This window comes from Shewanella frigidimarina (assembly GCF_003797125.1).
Taxonomy (GTDB): domain Bacteria; phylum Pseudomonadota; class Gammaproteobacteria; order Enterobacterales; family Shewanellaceae; genus Shewanella; species Shewanella frigidimarina.
This window is the reverse complement of the sequence record NZ_RKKE01000004.1, coordinates 154,507-171,261: the sequence shown is the minus strand read 5'-3', so window position 1 is coordinate 171,261 and position 16,755 is coordinate 154,507. Positions and strand designations below refer to the sequence as shown.

Annotated in this window: 12 protein-coding genes; 1 reads left to right on the top strand and 11 read right to left on the bottom strand. The window is 41.8% G+C overall.

All coding sequences use genetic code 11. The features are described from left to right. Nucleotides 1-65: 65 nt before the first annotated feature. The 11 genes from EGC86_RS14395 to EGC86_RS14345 form a co-directional block, all read right to left on the bottom strand. Entirely contained in the window at nucleotides 66-1,202 is a 1,137-nt protein-coding gene (locus tag EGC86_RS14395) for a site-2 protease family protein (RefSeq protein WP_102036901.1), read from the bottom strand. 215 nt (nucleotides 1,203-1,417) lie between these two features. After that, the gene (locus tag EGC86_RS14390) at nucleotides 1,418-1,798 is read right to left on the bottom strand and encodes a DUF4144 domain-containing protein (protein WP_123778012.1); all 381 of its coding nucleotides are present in this window, start codon (nucleotides 1,796-1,798) and stop codon (nucleotides 1,418-1,420) included. Between the two features lie 26 nt (nucleotides 1,799-1,824). Further along, entirely contained in the window at nucleotides 1,825-3,492 is a 1,668-nt protein-coding gene (locus tag EGC86_RS14385) for a flagellar assembly protein A (RefSeq protein ID WP_123778011.1), read from the bottom strand. A 177-nt stretch (nucleotides 3,493-3,669) separates the two neighbouring features. After that, nucleotides 3,670-4,707, bottom strand: coding sequence for a methyltransferase (locus EGC86_RS14380; RefSeq protein WP_123778010.1), 1,038 nt, complete (start codon nucleotides 4,705-4,707; stop codon nucleotides 3,670-3,672). 104 nt (nucleotides 4,708-4,811) lie between these two features. Beyond that, entirely contained in the window at nucleotides 4,812-6,104 is a 1,293-nt protein-coding gene (locus EGC86_RS14375) for an alkaline phosphatase (RefSeq protein WP_425376044.1), read from the bottom strand. Nucleotides 6,105-6,187: 83 nt separating this feature from the next. Continuing rightward, nucleotides 6,188-7,141 carry a glutathione synthase gene (gshB, locus tag EGC86_RS14370; RefSeq protein ID WP_123778008.1) on the bottom strand — a complete coding sequence of 318 codons (954 nt, stop codon included), beginning with the start codon at nucleotides 7,139-7,141 and terminating at the stop codon, nucleotides 6,188-6,190. Between the two features lie 38 nt (nucleotides 7,142-7,179). Next, the gene (gene rsmE, locus EGC86_RS14365) at nucleotides 7,180-7,920 is read right to left on the bottom strand and encodes a 16S rRNA (uracil(1498)-N(3))-methyltransferase (protein WP_123778007.1); all 741 of its coding nucleotides are present in this window, start codon (nucleotides 7,918-7,920) and stop codon (nucleotides 7,180-7,182) included. 50 nt (nucleotides 7,921-7,970) lie between these two features. Then, entirely contained in the window at nucleotides 7,971-8,735 is a 765-nt protein-coding gene (locus EGC86_RS14360; RefSeq protein ID WP_123778006.1) for an endonuclease, read from the bottom strand. A gap of 93 nt (nucleotides 8,736-8,828) precedes the next feature. Beyond that, a complete protein-coding gene (locus EGC86_RS14355; RefSeq protein ID WP_123778005.1) occupies nucleotides 8,829-9,440 on the bottom strand; it encodes a SprT family zinc-dependent metalloprotease in 612 nt (203 codons plus the stop codon). A gap of 82 nt (nucleotides 9,441-9,522) precedes the next feature. Continuing rightward, nucleotides 9,523-10,707, bottom strand: coding sequence for a C15 family peptidase (locus EGC86_RS14350; RefSeq protein ID WP_123778004.1), 1,185 nt, complete (start codon nucleotides 10,705-10,707; stop codon nucleotides 9,523-9,525). A gap of 337 nt (nucleotides 10,708-11,044) precedes the next feature. Then, entirely contained in the window at nucleotides 11,045-11,956 is a 912-nt protein-coding gene (locus EGC86_RS14345; protein WP_011636035.1) for a LysR family transcriptional regulator, read from the bottom strand. 129 nt (nucleotides 11,957-12,085) lie between these two features. Between EGC86_RS14345 and EGC86_RS14340 the strand changes: the two genes are divergently transcribed. After that, a complete protein-coding gene (locus EGC86_RS14340) occupies nucleotides 12,086-16,639 on the top strand; it encodes an ATP-binding protein (RefSeq protein WP_011636036.1) in 4,554 nt (1,517 codons plus the stop codon). Nucleotides 16,640-16,755: the final 116 nt, after the last annotated feature.

The following is a 16,755-nucleotide window of genomic DNA, read 5'->3' as shown; positions in this document are numbered from 1 at the left end:
GCTTTGGCTAAGTAAAACAAAAACGCCTGCAATTGCAGGCGTTTTTGTAGATGTGTAAATTACAATTAACTGCCTAAAATCTGCAGCGGAATCGCTAACATTTCGTCGCCAGAAGCAGCAAAATACCAAATAATACCCACTAAACTTGCTACCGTGAGCAAATACCATACTGTAGAGAAAATTTGCCCGTAACGATCTAGCGGCAATAAATGACTTTGATGACGACCGCGCCATTCAAATACAATTTCTACACTGCCGATCAGTAACAAAAAGCCAAGTAAGGCTAGCCCTAAGCTATAGCTAATGAACACACCAATAGCGGCACCAGCAATACAAGCCACTAGACCGACAACACTATTCATTGAAAAGCTGATACTTTTTAAAATATGCCCGCCATCGAGAGGTAAAATGGGCAGTAAATTAAACAGATTTAGCAGTGCATTGAATGCCGCTAACCCAGCAAAGAATACGTTACCGGTTAGCCAATAAAGTCCTAGTGAGATAATCGATAAAATGAGTCCAAAAGTGGGGCCCATAATCGAAATATACACATCTTGCCAGCGGGTGTTGATGCGTTCATCACTTAGCGCTAAGCCGCCAACAAAAGGGATTAAATAGATCCCTTTGGTTTTCATTCCGAAATGTTTCATCGCTCGAATATGACCATATTCATGAAATACTAAGCAACCGATGAGAGCTAAGGCAAATTCAAATGAAAATAACCAAGAATAGGCCGCTACACTGGCTCCAGCAAAAAGGACCTTAACCACCTTGGCACTTTTTAGTAGCTTAAAACCTAGTGATGCCAGCCCAACAACACTGAGCTTTTGATTTTTTACTGCTGCAATTTCAGGTGTTTGACGCTCAATATCTTCAACGGTTCGTTGACCTTGGGTTATGGATTCATCATCTATTAATAAACAATAATCCAGTTGAAATGGTTGCCAGTTAACATCGATTTCTAATCGTACCGGTAGTGAACCAATATTGGGGTTAACGGGGTTGTCGTTGTTGATATTTGTTTCAGTCGGTACCGATGTTTGAGTAGTCAGTTCAAATGAATGGATATGAAAGGCTTGGTCACTAGCGCTTGCAGACTTTTGCGATACCAGTTGATTATCCCAATAAAGTTGCTGCCAACCCGCAATCGAGCCTTCGAGTCGCAGACGTTTACCTAGACATTCAATATTTAGTAATTCCATTAAGGACTCTCAGGGTTTATGGACGGTGAGCATGGGGGCATTTTGCCAGAGCTATGTGTGTTGCTCAATGGGTTCGTCAATTATATTCGTTAATCATTAGCTTGGCTTTATGATTGAGTTCAGGTTAAGTATTAAACATGAACCCGTTGTTAGTCAGTTAAAGGTAGGTAATGCTAAAAGGAAGTATTATGTAAATTTTCAGTCTGAATACGTTGCTAATAAAGCTGTTCTAATTCAGCCACAGTCGCAATGCCTTGCTCAATGGTGGTAAAGACTATTTTTGCACTGCAGCAATGCCCTTGAAACTGACCATATTGGCGCACAAGGGATAGTAACTGTAACACGCTCATATCTTGACTAAGTTTAACCAGTGCAGGCAGTTCTGCCACGGAGGGATCCTGGGGTGGATGTTTTTGGATGCTATACACATGGCCAGCATTGTCGATAAGTTTATCTTCGGCGTGGACAGTAAATTGGTTGGCACAAATAAAGCCCAACCAATCCTGATAGTTAACCAGATACATGAGCTCATCATCTTGATCAAACTGCAGTATGGCTGGCCAATTTATTTGTTGCATAGTTACCTGTTTATCCACATTTGATTTACCTAATCCACTAATAGCTAGCGATTACTGTAATCGAATGATACTTCTTGATTGACGTTTTTTACAATACACGGACCATGTTCACGTTGGCTGCGATTAAATGCAGCACCTATATGAATTTCGACGTTGGTAAAAATATGTTTTTCAGCTTTGATGACGTAATTATTATAGTAGCCTTCAACTTCGTTAAGATGTTGAGTGTATTCTACTTCTTCTTTAATGCGTTCTTCTGCCATTTGATTTTTTTGATCGAGCATCATTTTGACTTGCTCAATCATGCCGGCATCGCTTTGCCATTCGGTTTTGGGCGGTAATTTACGTAATCTTGCTTCAATTTCTAAGCCCGCAACAACCATGCCTTTAATGCTGTCATCTAATTCTTTAAGCTCTTGCTTTAATTCACCTTGATGCATGGCACAAAACAGCTCAGTTTTGGTGCCGGCAGTCGCTCCAAATGCAATGGCTCTAATGCCTTTTGCCGCAGTAGCAATGCCGCCGACTAAGTCGCCACGTCTTCCTTGTGGATCACTCACGGTTATAGTGTCACCTGATGTTGAGTTACTGTGAAGTAACTGCTTGGTGACCAGAATATTACCGAGAGCCTCTAAATGGGAATACTGCACAAACTGGGCACAAATTTGCCCGGTAGCTTTTATTTTGGTGCTGAGTTCGTGCTCTTTAATTAAACGGCCAATAACACCTTTGCTGACAATGACATCACCTTGAGCTTCAATAGAAGCAGACTCAACAAAGCCCATCACGGTCACGTCACCACTAGCTTTTACTTCCATACCTTCGTGTACATCGCCGGTGATTAAAACACTGCCTTTAAAATTAACGTGACCATAGCGCACGTCTACATCTTTAATTTGCAGCATATCGTCAACTTGCATACCGTTGCGATTTTCAACCGGTTGACCTGACACTGTTGCGATGAGTTTATGTTGATCTTTAGGGTGTAAGCTGGTGCCTGTGCCAGGTTCCATTGGTTTATCTTTACCTGGAATTTGTTGCAGTACATCGCCGTGAACATTAAAACCAGGGGTACCGGTGGTTGAAGGGTTTTTAACCATCAAGACATCGTTGGGCTTAACGGTAATCAATGCGCCTAAATTACGCATATCGACTGAGCCATCTTCACGTTCTTGTGGTTGTAATAAGCGCTCACGAGCTAAAGCAACTTTACGGGTTAATATCGCATTTTCGCCGTTAACGGCCGCTTTGCCGCAGGCGATGATGCCTTCACAGCTTTCTCCTGGTGGCAATATCGACAAACGTTGCATGAGTGCCATGATTTTAGGTTTACTCAATCCCATTTTTATTTTTTGATTTTTAAGGGTATTAAGCACATCTGGTAGGGTGATATCTTTGCCGCCCCAGGCTGAAGTGATTTTCATGTTGGCTTGCATTTTGTCTTCGCTGACATTGATATTCACTACACCGTCTTTGCGCTCTGCAATGGCGAAAAATAGTTCGTGATCCCCAGGGTTTTGACCGCAAAGGGCATTAACTTCCGCCACGGCTTTAGTAATTGCTGGGGTAATAGGAAAAAGCATAGCAAAAGCAGCCTGTGTGAGTAAGGCGTTGATATCCTCTGCTGACACAGGGCCGTGAGTATTGGGAATTATACGTAATTCCACTTTATTTTTATCTGCACTTAGTGCGACGAGTGAAGGCTCTAGCATAACATCCTTTGTTTTTATTTTTATATCAGGTCATAAGAGGCAAATAGAATACCAACGAAATGAATCCGAAAATGTGCGTTATTTTGCCTTTGAGCCAATTTAGCTGATATTAATCTGCATTTCCAGCAGTAAGCTAGCTTTGTCGCTTATAAGTGAAGCTGAGTCGCGTTGTTGGAATTATCGTTGATGGAGATACAATTTATACTTATTGTTTTCTGCTACCACATTCACTTTGCCAAAATGCGTCGCTATAGTCTCTGAATAAGGTAAATGACGATTTGCGACAATTTGCCATATGCCATTTGATGTTAGCCTAATGGCACTTTGCTGGACAAATTGTGTAGCAATATCTGTCGTGCTGGTTAACCCATCATGAAACGGCGGGTTGGAGATAATGCCATCGAACTTGCCTGTGATTTGATTAAATCCATCAGAAGGATAGACCTTTGCTTGCATACTATTGGCTGCTAGGGTTAATTCACATGAGAGTAACGCCATTGCATTGATATCAATGCACTCAATGGTTAACTCTGGATTGGCTTTTAGCAGCGCAGCTGTAATGACCCCAGCACCACAACCAAAATCGAGTACTCTGCCGCGTAAGTTATCCGGTAAATGTGACAGCAGTAAATCGGTACCCTGATCAAGACGTTTCTCGCTGAAAACACCGACAGCATTACAAATTTGCAGTGTTCCCTGTGGAGTCTCTAGTGAATATTGGCTTACCCAATCTCTTATCGATAGCGTTGGTGCTGCTTGGATTAAATAACTGACATATACCAAGCAGTGGCGGGCATTATCTTGTTTGATTGGCTGCGAATAATAATCAGGTGTGAGTTTTGCAATCGATTTAATCCCACCTTTATTTTCACCCACAATGATCAATTGGCCGTCAACATTCAAATGCTGTGCAGCCAGTTGCAGTAAATAACCCATTAACGGTTTTGCTTTGGGAAAGTAAATAATGACGCTATCAAATTTTGTATCAGCTAATGACTCTGGCAGTTGATGACCAAAATAGCACTGTAATTTGTCATTGGCGCAAGAGGACAATGTGAGGTGATGATTATAATCTAGCGCTAGGGCGGTGACATTATCGGCAAACTCAAGACATTGATGTGCAAAGGTATCAGCTTCATAATTGAGCGCTAACACACTATGTTGCTGAAAGTATTTACTGTTTCTAATTAACGCTTGAGATGGATTTGTTAACACGTCGGTTGCTCATAATGCTAGTGATAAGATAAACACACTGATATTAACACAACCCTTCACGTTGATAGCGGAGGATTGTGTTAGACATAGCCGTCAGTCATTGATTAAGGTGTTTGCACCGATTGTGGCAATAAACTAAACATTTTAATCGCAATATCAATATTGTCTTGATGACCGCTAAATAATCTAGCGCCAGGGCCTTCAGCAAAGACTTGGACATCCATAGCGGTATGACCGCCACTTGTCCAACCGGTATTCGATTGAATATCAATTAGCTTACGCAGTGCGATTGATAATGGTTCATTACCTTGCATGCGTGCGCTTTGTAATTGACTGTATTGCGCTTCATTTGGAGTAAAGCCAAGAAGCGTTGCCGTTAAAGGCTGCCAATTGTCTTCGGCAATAGCACGGGTAGCAATGACATCAGGGCTGGCTTTAACCTTATGCAGTACTTCAGGGTGCCATTCGTATTTGTCATGTGCGCCAACTGATAATCCACCGGTATTATGATCTGCTGTCACAACCATCAAGGTGTCTTTACTTTGACGAACAAATTGTTCAACCACTTCGATAGCGGATGCAAATTCATCCATTTCACCCATAGCGGTAGCAATATCGTTACTGTGGCCAGCCCAATCAATTAAGCTGCCTTCAACTAACAATACAAAACCTTGCTCATTTTGTGACAGTAAATCTAATGCCTTTTGGGTCATATGACTGAGTTTATGCGCTTGTTTATCATTAATGGCCCAAGGCAATTGTACATCTGCAAACAGCCCCAATACTTTTGGCGTAGTCACTGATGCTAGCTCAGAGAATTCACTGATGTGCTGGTAGCCTTTAGCGCTAAATTGCTCAAGTAATGTTGGAGTGAAATATTGCTGGCCACCACCAAGAATCACATCAGCATCAGATGTTAAATAAGCCTCAGCAATATCTATATAATTACTACGGCTTTCATTATGAGCCAAAAATGCTGCAGGTGTAGCATGGTTTACTTGGGATGTAACTGCTACACCCGTTGACAAGCCTAATGCTTTGGCTTTTTCCATTAAGGTTGTGAGTGGGCGTTTTTCGGTATCAACGGCAATGGCACCATTATAACTTTTAACCCCAGTTGACAGTGCAGTGGCAGATGCGGCAGAGTCGGTGACATAACCACTGACGGAAGCTGGGTAAGTGCTTGCCATACCAACGAGTAAGCGATCAAACACAGTTTGTTCAATCTCTTCTGTGTCAGGATTATCTTTATAATAACGATAGGCGGTGGTGTAAGCGGGTCCCATACCATCACCTATCATAATGATGATATTTTTAGGTCTTGATGGACCCACGGTTGGTACATTATTACTTGCTGTATTAGCAACTGCAGGCGACATAATGACTTCATCAGCCATAGCCCCCGTTACGATCAAGCTAGATACCAATAATAATCTGCTGATTATCCGTTGGTAGGTAGATAAAAAATGCATGATTAATCCTATTTTTGCTGACTAATACGGGCTTCGATGGCATCCATAAGCATGCCGGTAATATTAACGTCGAACGCTGCTTCAATTTCTTTAATGCAGGTTGGGCTAGTTACATTGATTTCAGTTAACTTATCGCCAATAACGTCTAAGCCGACAAAAATAAGGCCACGTTTTTTCAATTCAGGACCAATAGCACGCGCAATTTTCCAATCACTTTCTGATAATGGTTGGGCTACACCACTGCCGCCAGCAGCTAGGTTGCCACGGGTTTCACCTTTCATCGGGATACGGGCTAATGCATAAGGTACCGGTTCACCGTCCACCACTAAAATACGCTTATCACCTTGAGTGATTTCTGGAATAAAGGCTTGCGCCATTGCGTATTGTTGACCATAACTGGTTAATGTTTCGATAATCACACCAACGTTAGGGTCATCTTTTTTCACTCTAAAAATAGACGTGCCGCCCATACCATCTAGTGGTTTTAAAATGATGTCTTGTTTTAGCTGGTGGAATGCTCTGATACGTTTCGCATCACGAGTCACAATGGTTTCAGGCGTAAATTCAGAAAACCATGCCGTAAACAGTTTTTCATTGGCATCACGTAAGCTTTGCGGTTTGTTAACAATCAACACACCTTCTTCTTCCGCACGTTCAAGCATATAAGTCGCGTAGATGAATTCGGTATCAAATGGTGGGTCTTTACGCATTAAGATCACATCAAGTTCGGCCAACGGAGTATCAACAGACTCGCCTAATGTAAACCATTGATCAGCATCTTGCTTAACCGATAATTCACGCATCGAGGCCATGGCTTTACCGTTGACCATAGCAAGGTCATGCATTTCCATATAAAACAATTGATAGCCGCGTGCTTGTGCGTCTAATAACATCGCAAAGCTCGAATCTTTTTTGATGTTAATGTCGCTGATCGGGTCCATAACAATACCGAGCTTAATCATGTGTGTATCCTTTAATAATGTGCAGGGAAGATATCGGTTTACCCAATATCACCAAATTTAACTTGTAATGCGGTAATGGCAGTCAATGACGCAGTTTCTGTTCGAAGCACCCTTGGTCCCAATAAAATATCGGTAAAATGTTGGGTTTCTGTCATGGCAATTTCTTCGTCAGACAAACCGCCTTCTGGGCCAATTAATAATCTTACTTTCTGGTGTTGACCAGATAACTGCAAGCCATTAATACCGTGTGAGGCTCTCGGGTGCAAATTCAGTTTTAAGGCTTCGGTGGACTCTTCACACCATTGCGCCAATGTCATTGCTGGACGAACAATCGGAACAATACTGCGGCCAGATTGTTCACAGGCACTGATAACAATTTTTTGCCATTGTTGCAGTTTTTTGTCTAAGCGCTCACCACTGAGTTTGACACCACAACGGTCAGAAAATAACGGAGTAATGGTTGTTACACCCAACTCTACTGACTTCTGAACTGTAAACTCCATCCTGTCTCCGCGTGAAATCACCTGACCTAAATGTAGGTCTAATGGTGATTCGCTATTATTAGCTTCATAACTTAAGACCGTGACAGCGATCGATTTCTTACTGGTTTCAATGATTTCAGCTAAGTAATCGTTGCCATCACCGTTAAACAAGCTGATTTGGTCACCCATCCCCATTCGCAATACTCGGCCAATGTGGGCGACACCATCCTCATCTAATTGAAGAGTTTGCCCTTGCTGTAAATTGTCTAGGGGCTGAAAAATACGTGGGACTCTCATCAGTGTTGACCTTATTTAACCAATTGTTCAAGGGAAAGCTTGATCGCCAATTAACGAACTAAGCCGTTATTTTGGCATTGTTTGAATACAAAATCATTATGATTACCTTGGTTAGCAGCGATTAAGGTATCACGCTTGCACTCAGTTGCCGTCACTGGCTGCATTTTGTCCCATGCATTAAACAATTTTTGCTGACTGCTGCTAATTTGAAGACCATAGATTTTTTGCATATAAAGGTAAGTGCGAGCAATAGGACCTCTTGCTCGTTTAGGCGGTTGTGCTTTGCGGCCTTTAAAGTCGACAATCATTTCACATTGGCCGTATTGATCCGCTTTTCCACCCCAATCACTAAACCTAAAGTTGCTGCGATCGCCATTGACCTCACCGACAGCAGGAACGAGATTATGTAAATCGGCTTCCATTTTTTTGAATTGCTTGTTGTTTTTACCACAATTTTTACGGCCGCCATCTTGCCAACATTGCAGTTGATGACCAAATTCCCAAGCGGGAACCACGTGTTCCCATTCAATACGGTTGGCTCTAATAATTTGTTTTCTAAACTGATAGCCACAGCTAGCATGATCTGCTTGCCATAATTTTCCTGCTATGGCGATATCGCAGCCACAATAAAAGGTACGGAGGGGGAGGTATTGTTGGTAAATCTTTTTGGCAATTTTTTTCGCTTTACCAAAACTACTTGGATGTTCTGCTGCGATAAGTGTGGATGAAAAAATGCCGCACAGAAGCGACACCCCAAATAACCAAGAGTGTGTGGATGATAAGCGCAAAATAAACCCTAAAATTAACAAAAACATCGTTACAGCGCAGGCTTAGCCTGTCATTTTTGCTGATGTTAAGCCATCAGATGCGATGACGCAATTGATACTGTTTATTATTACGAGCAAAGGTTATTTAGGGTTAAAAGAGGTTAATGTTTGTTGGCAGCGGCGACAGCGATATTGAGTTTGGCCTCGGACAATTCTGTTGTGACGTCTTATGGTTAAGTTGATGCTGCCACAGCCACAAAAATATTCGAATTGTTGTCCGCTGACCGACTGAGTATTGAGTTGATGAGTGGTCTTGGGAGTAATTTTAAATGTTGTCAGCATTACGCTCTGCCATTCTTTACCATGAGGTTTTACTTTACCAAATAGATGGAAACACAACAGGTGGCTAATTTCATGTGGCACCACTTCGTTAATGAAAATGTCATGATTTTCAGCGAGTAACACTGGATTAAAACGTAATTTATTGGTTTGTAAGTGCGCCGTTCCGGCGCTTTTCCCACGCAAGCTGAAATGTACATTAGGGCGTGGGAATTGACGTTTGAAATGTTGTTCGGCTAACAGGTAGTCAGCTTCTACTTTGGCCAAGATCTGCAGTTGTAACGGATTACTCACGGTAGTGTTCTGCGTTTGGTGGGGGCAAGGCCCTGTTGATAATGAAGACCCCTTTTCGTGGACATCTTGCGTTAGTGCTTGGTGCGTGCGCTGGGTGAGATTGAAAATATTTTTAAACATGTTGGTGAGCTTCACTTGCTTGAATGATTAATGAAAGATTCAGGCAAGTAAAGTATTGGCCTGTTAAGTTAGTTTGTAGGCATTACAGTGTGCTCGCTGCTGCAGCTATCATGGCGCGTATCTGCTCGACAATGTCTGACTCTACTTGTGAGTCGTAGCCTTTAATACGTGGAGTATGAATGTGTCCTACCGGTAAATTCAAGTTAAATTGATCTCGAAGTAAAATACTGCGATAGGAAATTTCATTGGATAAATAGCCGCCACCAGAGCCTTCTACAGAAATTTCATTTTGTAATTCTGCCAGTGATGATGCCTTAAATTGGCCCCGAGATAAGGTGCTAATTTGATTATTGTCATTGACACTCCAATGACCTTTCACTGCCGCCATTGCTTCAATAGGCAAAGAGAATTGCACAAATTCAGGGCCATTTAATTTGCCGTCAGTAGATGTTCCATTATTAAATAATGGCGCTTTAGGATGGCGCTGACTGGCACCAGTTAAGACATTTAAATTGTCTGGAGCTTCTGCACTGCGGTTACGTCCAGGAAAACGTTCAATATCGAAGTTTTCACGACCCATACTGATGGTAAATACCATGTCGACACTGTTGTCACGATAAAACGGTGTGAGTAACGACTCGATAATACCATTGTCGAAATCGGCATATCTTACTGGAATCATCACCGTTTCGATCTGTGCTTTTTTACCATTAACGTCAAAACGATAGCCATCGAGTGCTAACGCTGCTAAACCTGATGGATTGCTTTGGCCGATGTTTCTATCAAGGAAAAAAGGGTCAAAACCGGTCACTAAAATATTAATTTGTGTATCGGGAGAAAACTCAATATCACTAAAACCGCGAGAGGATTTTTCAACAGCTTTGACTAAAATATCACGTTGCCAATCGGCCACATTGAACCCAGCTTTTTCTTGCTTTAGGACGTTACGCATACTTAAACGACTCCAGTACAAGGAGCGATCATCACTGTGTCCCGATTGCACATCACGTACAGCTTGCTGCCATAACCTATGCCCTTGATGCGCGGCCATTTCGGTAACCGCTAACTCATCAGTGGATTGGGCTAACTTGACCTCTACAGTATCACTGATAGCTTGATAACGATTAACCACATTAGGCATTGTTTGCCCAGCTTTTGATACTCGCATCTCTTCAACATCTTTTGAGAGCGGCCCTGCATTAACTGCAGTAGATAAGGTGGCTAATGCCAAAGAACTTAACATTATAAAAGCACTGTGTTTAATCATGATGGTTCCTTTAGGATTATGAGTATCCTAATACGCGTTAATTTTATTTAGGCTGTTCAACAATAAACCATATTTTTATCTTACATTTATAGCACAGTTGCTTAGGTGATTTAATAGTGCAACTAATACCAATGATATAAGTTTTACTTTTAGTACGAAATTTTGCATTACCCGTCGCTAAATCTAGATAACCTCAAACGGCTTATTTAGGCCATTTGAGGTTATTATTTGAGATTGCTATTTAAGATTGTTATTTGAGCTAATCACTCTGTTATTGATGCTAAATAATATAAGCAAAAATAAAGTGTCGATCACGAGATGTTTGCCGGTCTATCGCTTAACTCATCATCGAATGTAGTGATTCTTGGCTGGTATATCGTTTGGTAAAGAAGTCTAAAAAAGCACTAATATTACTGGCTAGCTGACGGCGACTTGAATACACCCCGTATACTTTAAAGGGTTCCATTGGCCATTCTTGTAAAATGGGCACCAGGCTTCCGGTTGCAAGTTCTTGCTTGCAACTAGTATTTGAAAGCATGGCAATGCCATAATCATCCAACGCTAAGCGCTTCACCATACTGGCGCTATTAACTCGCACTTTACGTTTAAAGGTCGCCATTATTTTACGGTTACCTTTACCTAATGCCCAAATGGGTGCCGACAATGTAGTGCCGAGTAAAATGCCGTTATGCTGAGTTAATTCTTGTGGTGTTGCAGGACTACTGAATTTTTTAATGTAACCAGGGCTTGCGACCAAAATAGGTTGGCGTTCAAATAATAACCTGGCCACAAGATCAGATGACTGTAGAGGACCATATTTGATCGCGATATCGTAACCTTCACCCACAAGCCCGACATCGTTATCGGTAAATTGAATATCGAGTTCTATATTGGGATAAAGGCGCATAAAACTAGAACATAAATGGCCGATAACATCTTGTGAAAAAGACACTGGAATGGCGATGCGCAACGCACCAGAAATATCATTATGGGTGTTTTCTATGGTGGCTTTGGCCGCTTCAATTTCATGACTAATAGAATCACAGTGCTGAAAAAATAATGCGCCTACTTGAGTCAGACTTAAATTTCGGGTGTCTCGTTGTAGTAATCGTACTCCGAGTTGTTCTTCTAATTGAGCAACTTTACGACTAATGGTTGATTTAGGTTGTCCGATCTCTCGTGCTGCTTGAGAGAATCCTTTAGCTCTAACAACGGCTGCAAACAGCATCATACCGTTCAAATCGGGCATTCAAACCTCACTGTCTCAATTATGGAACAAAGCGTCCAAGCTAGTTTATATGGTAATTTACCCATTAACAAAGTTATATTTACGGGCTAAAAAAATTTTTCAGAGGCTATATAAGCAGAGGATCTAAGGATGACCAGCAAAAAGCAGCCCGCTAACAAGACTCAAGCACTATCGGCTGACCCACTTTTCTTACAAGCTGAACACTTGGCTAAAGACTTTTCATTATTTCCTGCTCATAACAAGCAGAGTTTATCTGAAGAAGTGAAAGGATTATTAACAGAAGATTCCATTCAATCAAACTTGAAAAGTTTGGCATCTTTAGACGTTGACGGTTATGTCAATAAAGTTATCCAACCGACCTTGGATAAAAACCGCCCAGGCGCGAAGCGAATGATCGCTGACTTAAAAGGCAAGATTATTGCCGAAAGTCATATCGGACCGTTTTATCGTGCTGAAGTGGAACTTAATTTTGGTACTCGTACTCGCCGTATCGGTTTTATTGCGCAAGAGCGCACGACCGCAAACGGTGCATGGATGCCTGAACACCATCTTGCAGCATGTAAGGCAATCCGTCATTTCGCTGAATTGTCTATGCCGATTGTATATTTAATCGATACTCCTGGTGCAGATGCAGGGGAAATTGCTAATAGCCAAAATCAAGCGCATACCATTTCTAAAGCGATTGCTGAAAGTGCTAATGTTGATGTACCGACAGTCGGTATTGTGATTGGTGCAGGCTATTCTGGTGGTGCAATTCCATTAGCTGCAGCGAACATTCTATTATCTGTACGAGATGGTATTTTTAACACCATTCAGCCACAAGGTTTGCAGAGCATTGCGCGTAAGTACAACTTGTCATGGCAGGAATGTGCTAAATCGGTAGGCGTGTCACCAGAAGAGTTGTATACCGCTGGGTGTATTGACGGCATTATCGATTTTACTCCATCAGATAAAGATGAGCGTCAGCATAATTTCCGTCGTGCGATTATCAGTTCTATTGAAGCCGTTGAACGTGCTGCAATGAACTTTGTACGCGAATCTACAGATTTAAGAGAGCATTATGATCGCAGTTTACAGCGTTATTTAGCGCCGTCGGCTAATCTGCTCACGCTTGAAAATAATACCCGCTTATCTGTCGCCAATAACCCAACGATGTACCACAATATTTTTGGTAGTGCATATCGTTATTTACGTTATTTGACCTTGCGTAGCCGCATTCATTCAATCTCACAAGAACAGTACGGTCGCTTATCAAAAGTGAGCGTGCCAGAAGGTGATTTGTTAGCGCGCATTAAGCAAGAACAGGAACGCGTGTTCCAGGCGTGGTTAACCAACCCTGATAAGCTCGTTTACGATGAAGAACTGAATAAACTTTGGGGTACATTCAGCGCTAAACGTAAAGACATATCTGCAGAACGTAACGTGATTACACGTTTTATTTTGGGTGAACCAAAAGAGAACTATAAAAAAGCACGTAAAGCATTGTTATTTAACATTGGTTGGTCGTTATACCATCGCTGGAAAAGTAACGCCGCTAACAATTTCAATGGCTTAATTAAGCATTTAGAGTCACTGCCTAAGTCTACAACGCAAGCTCCATGGCCTGAGCTAAGCCAGCTTACCGTGTTGGATATTGTGGTTAATGACGAATTACGCGCAGACTTTATTTGGCAGTGTCATAACGTGCTTATTTTCAATGCGCTATATGACAATGTGGTAGGCAGCTTGGCATCAATTTCGAAAGAAGCCATGATGTCAAAAAGTTTGTCTCGTGAATCAGTGGACAAATTACTTCACAAATCAATTGATAACGCATTATCGACAAGCGACAAAGCTAACGACAAGAGCAAGTTCTATAAGTGGCTTAAATACTTTATGGATCAATCGAATCGTGCTGAATTGCTTACTCGTGTAGAGCAATGGAAGAGTGTGGGTTTCCCACAGTTAAACGATTCGTTATTTGTAATCTTAACTTATTTCTTCGAGCGTTTATTACCAGAGTACTTTGATAGCGAAGATGAACACGATAAATACACCGGTACAATTAACCCTGTACGTATTGGTCGTCGTAAAGATTTTTGGAACCGTTTAACAATGGGTTACCAAGACTTACTGATCCAAAAAATACTTCGCGAAGAGAAAAAGCAAGGCAAGATGGGCTGGGAAAATATTATCAAACAGTTCTTTACTAAGTTTGATGAAATTGATGCCGACAAAATGTCAGCTAACATGCTTAACTTCCCTGGTTTCCGCTTATCGATTGAAGATGCTATTGATAAAAAGATCCGTCCTTGTGGTTTAATTACTGGTCTGGCTGACTTTAATAATAACGGCAGTAAGTTACGTGTTGGTGTTGCTGTTTCAAATACGGCATTCCAAGCAGGTGCATTTGATATGGCCAGTGCTGAGAAATTCAGTTCGCTATTAATTGAATGTGCTAAACGTAAATTGCCGGTAATTTGTTTTATCAGCTCTGGTGGTATGCAAACCAAAGAAGGTGCTGCGGCATTGTTTTCAATGGCGGTCGTGAACGACCGTATTACGCGCTTTATTCGTGATAACGAATTACCTGTATTGATGTTTGGTTTTGGTGACTGTACTGGTGGTGCTCAAGCCAGTTTTGTAACCCATCCTTTAGTGCAGACTTACTATCTTTCTGGTACCAACATGCCGTTTGCTGGTCAAATGGTAGTGCCTGCGTACTTACCATCTACAGCAACATTGTCGAACTACTTATCTAAAGTGCCAGGGGCAATGACTGGGTTAGTTCATAATCCATTTAGCGACACCTTAGACACTCAGTTGTCGGGTATTGATCCACTAATGCCATTACCGACAATTAATATAGAAGAAGTGATCAGCAAAGCGTTGTCGACTTTAGTGCCTGAAGTGATTGAGCTAGAAGACGTTATTGTACAAGACGATCCTCGTGCATTGATGAAGCCAATTAATAAAGTGCTGGTGCATGCTCGTGGTTGTACGGCAGTTAAACTGATTCGTAAAGCACATGACAACAACATTAATGTAGTGTTGGTGGCGTCAGATCCAGACATGACATCTGTTCCTGCAGATATGCTGAAAGACACTGATAAACTTGTGTGTATTGGCGGTAATACTTCAGATGAAAGTTACCTCAATGCTTACTCAGTATTGAAAGTCGCTGAGTATGAAAATGTTGATGCGTTGCACCCAGGTATTGGTTTCTTATCAGAAAGCCCACAGTTTGCGGCATTATGTGTTAACAATGGGGTCAACTTTGTTGGTCCTAGCGTGCATTCAATGACGACCATGGGTAACAAATCTAATGCTATCCATACTTCTCAAAAGCAAAATGTGCCGGTTGTTCCTGGTAGTCATGGTATTTTGACTAACGCAGAACAAGCTGTGAACGTAGCGTCTGAAATTGGTTATCCTGTGCTGTTAAAAGCGGTGCAAGGTGGTGGTGGTAAAGGTATTCAGGTCGTTAAACGCCCTGAGGACATGATTGGTTTCTTCCAGAAAACAGCGACAGAAGCCGCCGCGGCATTTGGTAATGGTGATTTGTATTTAGAAAAATACGTTACATCATTGCGTCATATTGAAGTGCAGTTACTGCGTGATAAGTTTGGCAATACTAAAGTATTGGGTATTCGCGACTGTTCAGTACAACGTAATAACCAGAAAGTGATTGAAGAGTCTGGTTCAACGATGTTGCCTGAAGAGCTCAAACAGCGCGTGATGGAATACACTCGAGCATTAGGTGATGCGACCGATTACATGGGTGCAGGTACCGTTGAGTTTATTTATAACTTAGATGCTAACGAAGTGTACTTCATGGAAATGAACACACGTCTTCAAGTAGAGCATCCGGTGACTGAAGCAACATCTGGTATTGATATTGTTAGCGCGCAGTTTGATATTGCTGCGGGTCGTTCAATTGAAAATCTAGAACCAGTAGACCAAGGTTACGCCATGGAAGTGCGTGTGACTGCGGAAAAAGCGGCGCTTGATAGCCACGGTATTCTTCAGCTTATTCCTAATCCAGGTAAAATCACTGAATGTGTATTGCCTCAGCGTGACGATGTCGAAATTATTTCGATTGCAGCAGCAGGTAAGGAAGTATCACCATACTATGACAGCTTGATCGCACAGATCATTATACGTGGTACTGACCGTGCCGACGTTGTGTCTAAAATGTATGCGTATCTCGATAGCGTAGTGATTAAAGGTATTGCGACTAACATTCCATTGTTGAAGCTTATCCTTAAAGACCCAACCTTCAACGAAGGGGTATATGACACTAACTACTTGCCACGCTTAATGGCTGAGTTAGATATACCTGCACTGATTGCTGAAATGGAAGCGGCCGCAGAAGCACTTGAGGTTGATACTGAATCATTACGTGTTGGCGAAAGCAACGAGTTGAAAGTATTGGCTCAAGGCGCAGGTATTTTCTATACCTCTCCAGCACCAGGTGAAGCAGACTTTGTTAAAGAGGGTGACATTGTCACGGTTGAACAAACATTGGCATTGATGGAAGCAATGAAGATGTTCTCTCAACTAACGTTAGCGGGCTTTAATCGTCAAACAGGAGTGTTATATCCTGAAGACCAAAAGTATCGTATTGAACGTATTCTTAATAGCAATGGACAGCAAGTTTCGCAAGGCGACTTGCTGTTTGTGATATTACCCATCGAAGCGTAATACCTTCGATTGATTGTTGAATAAAATACCCGCTAAATAGCGGGTATTTTTTTGTCAGACTTTCGTATGTTGTAATACACTTAATAGCATATACACTTTTGGTTCAACTAATCTGT

Excerpts from the sequence above, each read along its gene's own strand:
- EGC86_RS14395 (WP_102036901.1), bottom strand. The coding sequence starts at position 1,202 with ATGGAATTACTAAATATTGAATGTCTAGGTAAACGTCTGCGACTCGAA.
- EGC86_RS14385 (WP_123778011.1), bottom strand. The coding sequence starts at position 3,492 with ATGCTAGAGCCTTCACTCGTCGCACTAAGTGCAGATAAAAATAAAGTG.
- EGC86_RS14375 (WP_425376044.1), bottom strand. The coding sequence starts at position 6,104 with ATGGCTGATGAAGTCATTATGTCGCCTGCAGTTGCTAATACAGCAAGT.
- gshB (WP_123778008.1), bottom strand. The coding sequence starts at position 7,141 with ATGATTAAGCTCGGTATTGTTATGGACCCGATCAGCGACATTAACATC.
- rsmE (WP_123778007.1), bottom strand. The coding sequence starts at position 7,920 with ATGAGAGTCCCACGTATTTTTCAGCCCCTAGACAATTTACAGCAAGGG.
- EGC86_RS14360 (WP_123778006.1), bottom strand. The coding sequence starts at position 8,735 with ATGTTTTTGTTAATTTTAGGGTTTATTTTGCGCTTATCATCCACACAC.
- EGC86_RS14355 (WP_123778005.1), bottom strand. The coding sequence starts at position 9,440 with ATGTTTAAAAATATTTTCAATCTCACCCAGCGCACGCACCAAGCACTA.
- EGC86_RS14350 (WP_123778004.1), bottom strand. The coding sequence starts at position 10,707 with ATGATTAAACACAGTGCTTTTATAATGTTAAGTTCTTTGGCATTAGCC.
- EGC86_RS14345 (WP_011636035.1), bottom strand. The coding sequence starts at position 11,956 with ATGCCCGATTTGAACGGTATGATGCTGTTTGCAGCCGTTGTTAGAGCT.
- EGC86_RS14340 (WP_011636036.1), top strand. The coding sequence starts at position 12,086 with ATGACCAGCAAAAAGCAGCCCGCTAACAAGACTCAAGCACTATCGGCT.